At 48.8% G+C, this 13,201-nt stretch carries 9 protein-coding genes; 3 read left to right on the forward strand and 6 right to left on the reverse strand.

Annotated features, from left to right (window positions below; genetic code table 11):
- Window positions 1–207: 207 nt before the first annotated feature.
- The 4 genes from KCG43_RS15040 to folE all read right to left on the reverse strand — a co-directional run bounded on the left by KCG43_RS15040 (window position 208) and on the right by folE (window position 6,468).
- Window positions 208–1,608, reverse strand: coding sequence for a peptide MFS transporter (locus tag KCG43_RS15040; RefSeq protein ID WP_192016677.1), 1,401 nt, complete (start codon window positions 1,606–1,608; stop codon window positions 208–210).
- Between the two features lie 417 nt (window positions 1,609–2,025).
- Complete coding sequence (locus KCG43_RS15045) at window positions 2,026–3,435, reverse strand: FAD-dependent oxidoreductase (protein WP_218385912.1); 1,410 nt, start codon at window positions 3,433–3,435, stop codon at window positions 2,026–2,028.
- A gap of 289 nt (window positions 3,436–3,724) precedes the next feature.
- Window positions 3,725–5,491, reverse strand: a complete 1,767-nt coding sequence (locus tag KCG43_RS15050) for a murein L,D-transpeptidase (protein WP_218385914.1) — start codon at window positions 5,489–5,491, stop codon at window positions 3,725–3,727.
- Between the two features lie 323 nt (window positions 5,492–5,814).
- Window positions 5,815–6,468, reverse strand: coding sequence for a GTP cyclohydrolase I FolE (gene folE / locus KCG43_RS15055; protein WP_218385916.1), 654 nt, complete (start codon window positions 6,466–6,468; stop codon window positions 5,815–5,817).
- A gap of 181 nt (window positions 6,469–6,649) precedes the next feature.
- Here folE and moeA point away from each other — a divergent pair, with 181 nt between their 5' ends.
- Complete coding sequence (gene moeA, locus KCG43_RS15060; protein WP_218385918.1) at window positions 6,650–7,885, forward strand: molybdopterin molybdotransferase MoeA; 1,236 nt, start codon at window positions 6,650–6,652, stop codon at window positions 7,883–7,885.
- Window positions 7,886–7,909: 24 nt separating this feature from the next.
- Window positions 7,910–8,665 (forward strand): molybdopterin-synthase adenylyltransferase MoeB, encoded by a 756-nt coding sequence (gene moeB / locus KCG43_RS15065; RefSeq protein ID WP_218385920.1) that lies wholly within the window; start codon window positions 7,910–7,912, stop codon window positions 8,663–8,665.
- A gap of 79 nt (window positions 8,666–8,744) precedes the next feature.
- Here moeB and KCG43_RS15070 read toward each other — a convergent pair whose 3' ends face one another.
- Together KCG43_RS15070 and KCG43_RS15075 are read right to left on the reverse strand one after the other, a co-directional pair.
- Window positions 8,745–10,361 (reverse strand): ABC transporter substrate-binding protein, encoded by a 1,617-nt coding sequence (locus tag KCG43_RS15070; RefSeq protein ID WP_218385922.1) that lies wholly within the window; start codon window positions 10,359–10,361, stop codon window positions 8,745–8,747.
- Window positions 10,362–10,572: 211 nt separating this feature from the next.
- The gene (locus KCG43_RS15075; protein ID WP_192016684.1) at window positions 10,573–11,412 is read right to left on the reverse strand and encodes a S1 RNA-binding domain-containing protein; all 840 of its coding nucleotides are present in this window, start codon (window positions 11,410–11,412) and stop codon (window positions 10,573–10,575) included.
- Between the two features lie 302 nt (window positions 11,413–11,714).
- Between KCG43_RS15075 and KCG43_RS15080 the strand changes: the two genes are divergently transcribed.
- Window positions 11,715–13,058 carry a hypothetical protein gene (locus KCG43_RS15080; protein ID WP_192016685.1) on the forward strand — a complete coding sequence of 448 codons (1,344 nt, stop codon included), beginning with the start codon at window positions 11,715–11,717 and terminating at the stop codon, window positions 13,056–13,058.
- Window positions 13,059–13,201: the final 143 nt, after the last annotated feature.

Consider the following 13,201-nt stretch of genomic DNA (forward strand, 5'->3'; position numbering starts at 1 on the left):
TAAAAACTGAACAAATATAAAACAATATTCACATAGGTTATGAATTTTCAACGCAATATGTCCACATGCGCACAACCACAATGTGCGTGTAATCGAATACACAAATTGAGAAGTGAATCGCAATATCAGGAAAAACAGAAGGGAAATTCAGATATAAAAACGGGAGCCTGCTGGCTCCCGCAATATTATTCTCTTTGGATCTTTACATTAAGCTTGTGCCGGTTTTGCGTTGGCTGGCACGTCGGTAGTGTCTGCCACCACTTGACCTTCAGCACCATGCATCCAACGAATCAGCTGATTTGAGAAAACAACCAGAATCAAACCGGACGCTGCTGCTGTCACAGCAATACCACCGAAGATGGCTAGTGGGCCCGCTTCACCTACATGTGCGCCAATCATACCGGCAACATAGTTAGCAACCGCATTAAAGCCAAACCATACACCCATCATCAGGGAAGCCAGACGTAACGGTGCCAGCTTAGTCATCATAGACAGACCAATTGGCGACAGGCACAGCTCACCCATGGTGTGGAAGAAATAAGCTGCGACAATCCACAACATAGAGGTCTTGGCCGTCATATCGCCACCCTGCTGCATTACGGCACCAACCATGCACACAAAGCCAATCGCCAGCAGGAAGAGTGCAATGGCAAACTTGATTGGAGAGCTTGGCTCTTTAGGCCCCATTTTTACCCACAATGCAGCCAGCAGCGGTGCCATTGTGATGATAAAGAATGGGTTCAGAGACTGGAACCAGGCTGTGGGTACTTCAAAGCTGCCAATCATACGGTCGGCATATTCCTGAGTGTAAATACTCATCAGACCGCCCGCCTGCTCGAAACCGGCCCAGAATACAACCACGAACAGCCCCATGATCATAATCACTTTCAGGCGATCAATTTCCTTTTTCGTCAAAGGTTGTTTCTTACCGTTGTCAGACATGGCAGCAGCTCGCTTCGCAGCGGGTATTTTACCTATGTTACCCAACAGCTTTTCAGCAAACAGCATTTGGGTGACAAGGCTGAATAGCATACCAATACCTGCAGCCAGGAAACCAGCTTTCCAACCAAAAGCCGTGGACGCTGAACCCGCGACAATACCTGCCAGTAAGGCCCCCAGGTTAATGCCCATGTAGAAAATGGTGAAGGCACCGTCACGGCGGTGATCGCCTTCAGAATACAAATCACCCACCATAGTCGAAATGTTTGGCTTAAACAGACCGTTACCAATAATCAACAGTGCCAGGCCGAGATAAAAAGCTGTTGTGGCGTTCGGGTCAACCAGAGAATGTGGCAGTGCAAGAGTGAACTGCCCTAAAGCCATCAGAACACCACCAATGATAATAGAGCGGCGTTGCCCTAAGAAATTGTCGGCGATCCAACCACCGATCAACGGTGTGATATAAATCAGACCGGTATAGATACCATAGAGACTGAGTGCGTCCTCCGTTGACCAGCCAAGACCACCGCTCACTGTTTTATCGGTAAGATACAGCACCAGAATGGCGCGCATTGCATAGTACGAAAAACGTTCCCAAAGCTCGGTACCAAACAGCAGGAACAAGCCTTTAGGGTGTCCCATCAGGGTCCCATTTCCTTTGTTGCTCATAATTATTCTCTTCGTTGAGGTAGCTATGTATCCATAAATGCGGTTCAATTTATAAATTACAAACTAAAACACTGCAAATTTTAACAATATCAGAACAAAACACGAACAACGCAAGTCGTTGATTTTTATAACAACCAAATATCCAGTCGAAAATGGAAATTTACTTTTCACTGACACGACAAATAAACTGTCCAGAAAAACACAACAACAAAGAATTAAATGCCAACAAAGCATAAAAATGCAGAATTTAACGTTAAATTACAGGGATATTAATGATTATTACATTTGGGGCTGACCGAGTGGTCAAAAACCAGCCACGTTAATACCCAAGGTGTGAATACATTTTTGCAACAGGGTGAATAAAAAAAGCAGGCTTATCCACCTGCTTGGTGTTGCATTCTGAACGGGTGACGTACTTTAGCTCTTATCAGCTTTACCGGCTGATTGAGCAAACCTTGAGAGTTGTGTATCCAGCCAGTTCGGCGTTTGGTTCTCATCTTCCGCGCTTTCTTTTCGTCGTATCGCGTTTCTGACCAGAATGGCCCCCAGCCAGCGAATCGGCTCAGGTGGGAAAGCGCCTTTAGGTCCCGACACTAAGCCAGACTGTGCCCAGTCATTGTCTTCTTCAAGTACCAGAGAGGAGAGGATCTGTCCCCCCATCCAGCTCTGTACTACCCCATTGCCGGAATAGCCCAAACCATACACAACAGAAGGGTTGTCCGCTAAACGTCCAAAAAACGGCATGCCAGTGGCAGAGCGATCAGAGGCACCTGTCCAGGTCATCGCCAGTGGAACAGACTGCATTGCAGGGAAAAATCGCCGAAACGCGGCGCGAAGAATCGCTTGGTAACGACTTGGCAGATCAAAAACCGCACTCACTTTATTACCAAAAGAAAAATAGTTGCCGCCTTTGCCGAGCATCAACCGGCCATCCGGCGTTGTACGGTAATAGTGAACAAAGGTTCGGCCATCAATCACGGACTTACCGTCGCGTAAACCCAGATTTTTCAGGTGTTCAGGGGCAGGCTCAGTGATCAACATATCAGAAGAGACCAGCACCACACTGTGTTTAAATTCAGGGAATAAAGATGGCATCCAAGCATTTAACGCCAGTACCACTTTATCTGCCCGAATATTCCCGCCGGGAGTTGCGATCCGAACCGGAGTTTGCTGCCGATCGATCGCCGTCATAGGCGTGTGTTCAAAAATGGTCACGCCCATTTCCTCTGCAACACGCTTGAGACCTCTGACAAGCAATCCGGGCTGAACTGTCCCTGCCGCTGATGAAAAATGGCCTTCGAGATGAACATCGGATCCCGATTCTGATTGTACCTTTTCCTTCGTCCATGGCTGCCAGGCATTGATCGACTGTTTGTCCAACGCCGCCAAAACCGGATCCATTGCCCCTATTTGTGCTCTGTTTGATGCCGTATATAAGGTGCCATCTAACCGGATCTGTGCCTCAATGCCATGCGCTTTACAAAACGCCTCTATGTCATAGACCGCCGCTTCAGAGGCCTTCACCAATCGAATTGCTTCTGCTTCACCGTACAGTTTTTTTAAGGTCAGATACTTGGTTGACCAGGTCAGCATACAACCCCCATTGCGACCCGATGCCCCGCTGCCGCAGAGATCTTTTTCAATCACCAGGATATCCAGAGACGGCTGTTTCATTTTCAGCTGAATTGCCGTCCACAGCCCGGTGAACCCGCCACCCACTATGCAGACATCGGTTGTTGTGTCTTTCTCTAATTTCCTGGGGCGAAGATCAGGTTCGTTTTCCAGTGCTTCTTTAAACCAAAATGAGCTGTACTGTGTCGATTGCATTGCGTCACCAAGTGGTATAGACCAAAATTGCGTATACTCTACGCAAGCTGCCTGCCCAGGCTCAATAGCCAGCAACAGAAAATTCATCTTAGGCGGGAGCTACGCTATGGCATAGCGTCTGCACAGAATGTGCAGTAAGCCAATGGCTATGATTTGATTGTGTTCGTTGTCGGGGAAAACACGAAAGACTTCATGCCTTCCCCGCTCTGCGCTGATATTGCTGCTAAAACATCATCTCCAGAAAATGTGGTTAAGGTTTTGTCTGGTCAACGGATTAGCGCAGTCGTTATCAGCGATAGTTCATCATGGCGATGTAGTCATGTTCTTGCGGTACTGTGGAATCATCATCATAGCCATAAATATCGTCACGAACCTGCAGTTTACCTTGCTCATCAAGCCAGGCGGTGCGGTAAATAAAATCCACCGCCAGTGTTTTTCGCAGATTGATCGTCGCTGGGTTGCGTTTTCGCAATAAATTATCATAGGTTGCACTTTGTCCTGCCCGCTGCCTTTCCAGCAGGAAGTAGGCTAAGTCGTGCGCCTTCTCCACCCTGACACAACCCGAGCTGAAGTTCCTTTTACTTTTGTTAAACAAACGCTTAACCGGCGTATCGTGCAAATAAATCGAAAAATCATTCGGCATCATGAATTTCACCTGCCCAAGTGCATTACCAGGGCCGGGTCTTTGCTGAAATTCGTAAGGAAAATTACGGGCCGACACCGTACTCCAGTCAATTTGTGCGGGGTCAATCGACTGCGCATCACTCCATCCCGACACCATCCGCATGTTATGACGTGCCAGATAGTCAGGAGATCGTTTCATGCTGGGTATGACATCTTCTTCCTTGATAGTTTCAGGGACATTCCAGGTTGGATTCACCACCATGTGATTGATAGCAGAAGAGAATAAATAGGTTGGCCGGCTGCTTCTGCCCACAATGACTTTCGATTCAAATACCACATTTTCATCATTCAGAACCCGCAACATGAATTCCGGAATATTCACCTGAAGCACCTCACCCTGACCCTGTCGCTGCAGAACACGGTTACGCTGTAGATTCAGGGCCAGAAGCTGGGCAACCTGTTCGTACGAACGCGCCATATTCTGCGCGGTTTCAGGGCCAATAACGCCATCATCTGTCAGGCCATGACGCTGCTGGAACTGCCGGATGGCCTGATGAAGTACACCGGTATTGGTGAGTCGGTTTACTGCTGACTCACCGGTTGCCTGCTCCATCTTCATGACATTGGCATAATCCTGATCCGACAAGTCACCATAAGTATTGAGCATACGTGCAAGCTTGTCACCGTTAGGTATTTCAGCGCCAAATTTAATGGCCGGGCGTCCCGACAGATACACACCATGCGGCTCAGCCTGTTCAAGCACGCGCATTTCGGCAACCAGCGCGTCAAAGTGCTTGTCTGTCGGACGCAGTCGTTGCAGTGAGGTTAGAGTCAGTGGCACAGTGATCATAGGGGCTGACGCAAGGTGTTGAGCATCCAGGGTAAAGTTGGCAGGCCGATAGAGCGCACTCGGATCATTGAGCATCTGGTTAACGGTGGACTGGTAGACCATCAGGGTATCTGTCGCCAGAAGATCCAGACCGCGTTGATCATCGCGCTGCGATAGCTGTTGCAGTTCCTGAACTCGCTGCAATAAACCCGGCACCCTATGGGTTTCAGCCAGTGCTGTTAACTGCAGCAGTAATTCATCCACCAAAACCGGATCACGCCAGAGGGGCATAAAATCATGACTGGCGTAAAGGTTTTGCAACGCTGTTGGGAAACACAACGGGTCAGTCTGGCCCGGACAAAGCTGGCGAGTGCTCAGAACGGAAACCGATTCCAACCCGTGCCTGCCGAGCTGAGGGACAGTCAGCGAGGCAGAAATAATCGAACTCTGAGCAGGAACCAGCCTTATCACGCCTTCTTCTGCCGCCAGCGAATACGCGGACATCAGCACTGCCGCAGCCAGTCCGGCTGTTCCTTTCACGAAACCAGAGACCGCAACATCCATTGCCTGTCGTGTCACTTTGCCGCTGTTGAAATTGAGCATAGCCTGACAACCCCACTTTACGTTCTTTGTTATTCGCACTAAAAGTCAGTAGTGGTTAACTCACTTTTATCCGGCTTTTCTTAGCCTAAGTTTATCCAAGCCACCAGCTGTAAAGTGTTCAACATTTAATAATCGCTAATATTAACGTTAGCTATACAGTAAAGTACCTGTGCAGTAATGATTGACGTTATATTCACTATTTTTAATATCAATTACGTAATTTTGTCTTGCAGATATGTAATCGGTGCCATAAAAAAAGCCAATACAGACAGTTAGCTGTATTGGCTTTTTTTTACGACGGCAGGCTGGGTAGCGAAAAGCGGTTAACGCAGTCCGTGAAGGAACTCTGCACGAGTCGCAGGTATGCGTTTAAAAATACCGCCGAGTGCGGTTGTTGTTGTCTCGCTGGTTTGATCCATCACACCGCGGGCTTTTACACAGTAGTGCGTGGCATCAATTCTCACTGCGACATCATCGCTTTCCAACAAAGTTTGTAGCGCAACTAAGATTTGCTGCGTCATACGTTCCTGCACCTGCGGACGCTGAGCAAAGAAACGCACAATGCGATTAATCTTCGACAGGCCGATAATTTTTCCGCGCGGAATATAAGCCACCGTTGCTTTACCATCTATGGTTACAAGGTGATGCTCACAAGTGCTGGTCAGGGTGATCTCTTTTACCCGCACCATTTCATCACAGTTCATTTTGTTATCAATGACAGTGATTTTCGGAAAGTTGCCGTAATCCAGACCGGAGAAAATTTCGTCTACATACATTTTCGCGATACGTTTTGGGGTATCCATCAAGCTATCATCGGTGAGATCCAGAGATAATAATCCCAGAATTTCGCGCATGTGGAATTCAATACGTTCTTTCTTCTCGGCATTGCCAACCAATTCGGTTGTCATCGGGGTTTCCAGTCCACGCACTTCTAACGCCTGACGGACTTTCAATGCTGATTCGCTTAATGTTGTCATTTTCTCCTCCAACTGACTGAGGCTGATGATCGAACAACACTGCCTTGCCAGTAAAACTGAGCCCGAAGGATACCCCCATTTAGCAACAATTACACCTCGTATTTGCTGGGGGAATTAGTTCCGGCGAGTTTTTTTTGTCATAATAGTCAGCAATTAAGCATAACGAATGAAGGATTAGCAAATGGACTCGTGTGATGCGCCGGGCTTGATGCCGGTAGAAACAGCCATTGAGAAAATGCTGTCAGTGGTCAAACCTATCAGCAAAACCAATAGATTACCTTTGGCAGAAACACTGGGGCTGGTACTGGCAGAGGATGTGACCTCCCCGATTAACGTCCCGCCCTTTGCCAATTCCGCCATGGATGGCTACGCCCTTCAGCGTGCTGATTTAGACAAAACAGACACCCTGACTCTGGCCGGTCAGTCGTTTGCAGGTAGCCCTTTCGACGGTTCATGCCAATCAGGCCAGTGCATCCGTATTATGACAGGCGCAGAGCTACCGGCAGGGACAGATACCGTGATCATGCAGGAAGAGACAGAAGTTCTCGGCGATCAAATCCGCTTTCTGGCTACACCTCAGGCAGGAGACAATGTCCGCCCGATTGGCGATGACATTCAACTCGGCGAAGTTGTTGTTGCCAAAGGCCACAGGCTTTCAGCGCGAGAACTCCCGCTGATCGCTTCACTGGGCATTGCCAGCCTGCCTGTTTTCGAACGACCGAAAATCGCTTTCTTTTCCACCGGTGACGAGCTGCGCCCGCTCGGCGAACCGCTGGCCGCCGGCCAGATTTACGACAGCAACCGTTACGGGATTCGGGCGCTGCTGGATAAATTCGGCTGCGAGGTGCTGGATCTGGGGATTATTCCTGACGATCCCGCCCAGTTAGCGGCGGCTTTTGCGAAAGCCACCAGCACAGCGGATGTGTTAATCACCTCAGGTGGCGTCAGCGTTGGTGAAGCGGATTACACAAAAGATATCCTCACCCAGCAAGGTGAAGTTGGTTTTTGGAAGATAGCCATGAAACCAGGCAAGCCTTTTGCTTTCGGCAAGGTCAACGACTGCTGGTTTTGCGGTCTGCCGGGGAACCCGGTGTCAGCCATGCTCACCCTGTATCAGATGGTTCAGCCTGTCCTTGCCCAGTTGGCGGGCCAGAGTCAGTATCAGGCTCCCCAGCGCTTACCGGCCATTGCCAGTACCGTGTTTAAAAAACGCCCTGGCCGTACCGACTTCCAGCGCGGCATTTATCAGGTGAACGACAAAGGGCAAATAGAAGTGGCCACAACAGGCAATCAGAGGTCAGGCGCATTCAGCTCCATGCATCAGGCCAACTGCCTGGTCATTCTGGAACAAGAGCGCGGCAAAGTGCAGCCGGGTGAAACTGTCACGATTGAACCGTTTAACGCCAGTATGTATTAAATGATGACCGAGCAGGAGCCAGTGATGGAAGAGTTATCTGATCAAGAAATGCTGCGTTACAACCGGCAGATCATTTTGCGTCAGTTCGACTTTGAGGGCCAGGAAGCCTTAAAAGCGGCGCACATACTGATCCTTGGTGCCGGAGGGTTAGGTTGTGCCGCGAGCCAGTATCTGGCTGCGGCCGGCGCCGGCGTGCTGACCCTGATTGATGACGATAAGGTTGAGCTCTCCAATCTGCAACGGCAGGTGCTCCACCACGACGTGACTGTGGGTATGCTGAAAGTCGACTCCGCCAAACAGGCACTTGAGCGGATGAATCCGCACTGTTCTATTCGCACCATTGGCGAGCGGCTGGATGATGCGGCCCTGCTCACCCTGATAAAACAGCACACGCTGGTTGTCGACTGCAGCGATAACCTGCCGACGCGAAACCAGTTGAACCGTTTATGCTACCAGACTCAAACCCCTCTGGTTTCCGGCGCGGCAATACGCATGGAAGGCCAGGTCAGTGTCTTCACCTATCAGAACGATCAGCCTTGCTATGCCTGCCTCAGCAGCCTGTTCGGCGAACAAAACCTGACCTGTGTTGAAGCCGGTGTGATGTCACCTCTGGTCGGTATCATCGGTGCGGTGCAGGCGATGGAAGCCATCAAAGTGATAGCGGCTATGGGCAAACCGCTCACAGGTAAAATTCTGCTGCTGGACGCCATGACTATGCACTGGCAGGAAATGAAGCTGATGAAGCAGGCGAACTGCCCGGTTTGCGGGAGTAACGAATAACACGAGTAAAAAGAGCCTGACTGAGATCAGGCTCTTTGCTTAAGGCTCTTTAGTCAATCTTACAGAACGTTTCGTCGCATCACTTCATGATGTACAAATCACGGGTGTAGCGGTTTGCCGATGCATTGGTCGTTGAATACCCGCCGACTTTTGGCGACTTGATAACTGTCTTGGTATAAAAATACACAGGGATTGCCGGCATATCTTCAGCAAAAATACGTTCCGCTTCCTGATAGAAGTGATTACGCTCTTTATCTGATTTCGCCGCTAAAGCGTCTGCCATTGCTTTGTCGTAGGCTTGATTGGCCCAGCGAGAATAGTTCATGCCCTTGCTTTCAAAGTACGACAAAAAGGTTGATGCTTCATTATAGTCACCTACCCAGGCATAACGCGCCAGACTAAAGTCTTTCTGAGCCAGTTTCTGCAGGAAGGTTTTCCATTCCTGGTTCGCCAGATCCACTTCTACCGGCAGGCTTTGCTTCCACATCGACAGCATCGCCAGCGCCAGTTTTTTGTGCGATTCATTAGTGTTATATACCAGCTCAAATTTCAGCGGGTTATCTTTCGAATAGCCTGCTTCTTTCAACAATTCCTGCGCTTTTTGGTTACGTTCCTTCTGAGACAGCGAAGCCCAGGGCAATTCCGGCGCATCAAAACCCGCCACGGCAGGCGGTGTCACACCGTAGGCTGGGATCTGCCCCTGCCCCAGAATAAACTGAGTCACCACATCACGATCGATCGCATAAGCCAGTGCTTTACGGACGCGGACATCATCAAATGGCTTCTTATCTAAGTTGAACAGATAGTAATAGGTCGCCAGCGATGGCATGGTCAGCAGCTCATCAGGACGCTCTTGCTTGATGTGCTTATACTGTTCGAGCGGAAATGTCGCCGTGATGTCAATTTCACCGGTACGGTAACGGTTATACTCTGCCGTCTGATTTTCAATCGCCAGATAGGCGGCTTTGTTAATCACCGTTTTAGCATCATTCCAGTATGCCGGGTTACGTACCAGATCAATGCGCTCGTTCACTACCCAGTTGGTCAGAGTGTACGCACCTGAGCTGACGATATGATCCGGATTGGTCCAGTTATCACCATACTTTTCAACCGCTTTACGGTAGACAGGAAACGTTGATGGATGTGAGAGCATTTTGACAAAATAAGGGGTTGGCTGAGTCAGACTAAACTGAACGGTGTTGTCGTCCAGAGCCTTGACACCCAGAGTCTCTTTGTCTTTTTTGCCATCAGTGATGTCTACAGCATTCACAATATTCGCTGTACCCAGATACCACGAATAAGGCGCTGCGGATGCCGGATCGGCATTGCGCTTAAAGCTGTATTCCACATCGTGCGCCGTTAATGGTTCACCGTTAGACCACTGAAGCCCGTCACGAAGATGGAAAGTCACGGTTTTGCCATCAGCAGAGATGTCCCAGTGCGAGGCCAGGGCAGGAATAATATTGCCTTCCTTATCTTCAGACACTAAACCGTCGAACAAATCGCTGATCACCTTGCTGCTTGAGTCATCTGTGGTCATGGTGGGATCTAAGGTTGGCACCTCACCGCCCAGACTCCAGACAATTTCCTGTTTCTCTGCCAGCGTCACACCCGCAGGCACATCGGCTGCGTAAGCCGCGCCAGACATCAGCAGCGAAATACCTGCAGCCAATGCTTTCACTTTCATTCCTTGCATGTTTATTCCTTGTCAATTGTAGTGTGTTGTCAGGTTGGATAAGCCTTGGATGGGACCTAACAGTTTTTTACTCACAATCAATGACTATAAATGGCTCAATGCTGTAACCATTCAGGTATATAAACATACGCTCATATTGAGCAAGAGAGAATAACAGCGGTCACAAAAAAGCCGGTGAGTTTCACCGGCTTATGTCAGAATTGCAGCACTTTCAGTTATCGTTGAGACGGATACCATCCCTTTCGATGATGATCAGGCCTTTCTTGTATAAGCTGCCAATGGTTTTTTTGAACGTTGCTTTACTGGTTCTGAACGCTTTGAAGATATCATCGGGTGCTGACTTATCGCTCAAAGGCAGAAAGCCCCCCTGCCGCTCCAGCGTTGTCAGGATTTTATCCGCCAGATCGTCCACTTTCGCTTTGCCTGCTTTTTGTAACGACAGGTTGATCTTGCCATCGGGGCGAATTTCTTTGATATAGGCTTTCAGTTTCTTACCGACAAACAACTTACCAAACGCTTCTGTCTTAAAGAAAAGTCCCCAGTGCAAATCTTCGATCACCGCTTTGTAACCCAGCTCAGTCGTTTCCGCGATTAAGACCTTCACTTCATCGCCCACTTGATACGGTGCCGGTGTTTTATCCAGAAAACGGTTCAGTTTAGTCGAGCCAACTATACGGCCGGACGCTTTGTCGGTATAGATTCGCACCAGAATATTCTGACCGACTTCCAGGCGGCGTCGCTGCTCACTGAACGGTACCAGCAGATCTTTATCCAGCCCCCAGTCAACAAAGGCGCCGACACCCGAAATGCCGACTATCTTCAGCAGCGCAAAGTCACCGACTTGCGCCAGCGGTGTTTTCGTCGTCGCAATAATGTCATCTTCAGAATCAAAATAGACGAACACCTCCAGATTATCCCCCAGAGATGTGCCTTCAGGCACAGACGATTTCGGCAGCAAAATATTGCCAAAATCCTCGCCACCATCCAGAAACACGCCAAAATCTACAATTTTTACGACTTCCAACGTGTTGTACTGACCAACTTTAATCATAAATATGTCACTCTCAGGGTAAACTATTCCAGCGGTTATCCGCCTCAATCTCCGGTCAGCAGCGTTTCTGACACAAAACTAACGCTGAACAGGAGAAAGCTCGCTATTTTGAAACGCGCATTATACGTGATGTTGATTCAGGCTGCCTGACCAAAATAGGCGTATCTGACCAAAATTTCTGCTGTCGAGCCATAACTCGTTGTCTGGTAGTGCTATTTCACATGAGTTTACACTAAAATTCTAACAGCAACTGAATCCGGCAAACCCACACCACAGAACCTTCAGAGAGGAACCGACTTAAAGTGATCACCGTTGAAAAGAAAGATGGCCATAACCTGAAAATGTCGCATGTCATCCATGAGGCAAAAAATCGTCAGCTTGATGTATTTCTTTTCATTCCCGGTGAACTTGGCCTGAACGCCAATATCATGTCTGAAGACGAGTTCTACCATAATGTCATTCACGGTAAGCGAACTTACTTCAGTGATGTTCATCATCTTCCACTGGTACACAGTCGCCTCGCCAGTCGTGGTAATTTGCCATCCGGTCAGTATCGCTTGAGCCTGAGTTTGTTTGCTTACCAGTTTGCGGTGGCACTGGAAGAAACCGTCCATCAACTACTTGATGAAAAAACAGAGCGAACCACAGAGGAACTGGAAGAAGTCGCCAGTGTTTCGGCAGGGATTCTCAAGCGTTTGCGCCGGAATGTGCCGAGTGATGAAGAACTGCTCAAGTATTACCAAAACATAGATAACTATTTGTCCTGGTTTACAGAACAGCGTTTCCTTTCGTTGGTCGCCCACCTGCCAAGAGCGGAAAACTACAGCGAAATCAAAGCACTGTATCTGGATTTCTGTCAGACAGAATCCGCTCACCGTTTATCTAATAATTATAACTCTGAGCGCGCAACGGCTGATCCAACGCGCATGTCGAACAAAATGCGGTTGCTGCGACGCCTGATAGAATATCCGGTCACCATGAAAGAGAGCACGACTGTTTTGGGTAATACCACCAAAAAAGTCGTGACAGGGTTTGCGGCCGGTTTTGTGATGATCTTTGTCACCATCATGCTGATTGAGGCCCGCGGTGTACTTGGTGACATTACCGCGTCGTTTATCCTGGTGCTGTCGGTAATTTATGCCGCCCGCGAGGTGTTTAAAGACGACCTTAAGCACGCTCTCTGGCGCTGGGTACGAAAAGGCAAACCCAAGTGGCGTAAACAGTTTTTTGACAGCGACAGCAATAAACTGATTGGCCGCCAGCTGGAATGGCTGGAATACATGCGCTACGACACGCTGGATGACAACATCAAAAAAGCGCGCAAGCACAAGGTGTCGGCTAAAGAAGAAGCCATTCTGCATTACAAAAGTACCACCAGAATGTCGACGACCAAGTTTCTGACCGGGTATGAACAAACCAAAGAATCGATTCTTTTTGATCTGCGCTTCCTGTCCACGCTGATGGAAAAAGGTTCCCAGAAGATTTACGTCATGCGTGACGGCCAGGTGGCGAGAGAATCGGTTGAAAAACGGCACCTGATTAACCTGATCACCCGTGAGAGTGACGAAGATCAGGAACCTAAAATACAGCGCTGGAAGATCATCATGAACCGTTCAAAGATCGTCGATATTGAAGCGATTGACTGATTTCCTTCGCTAACTGACACGATTGTGGGCCTCTTCTATGCTTATGTTATGAGGAGGCCCGCTTTCCTATGCCATTAACCCTACATTTTATGCCTTGTTTACAGGCCGTAACTTGATACGCTACCCCTCACTTTCATCTTCCT

The sequence above is a fragment of the Photobacterium sp. WH24 genome (genome assembly GCF_019204055.1).
Taxonomy (GTDB): domain Bacteria; phylum Pseudomonadota; class Gammaproteobacteria; order Enterobacterales; family Vibrionaceae; genus Photobacterium; species Photobacterium arenosum.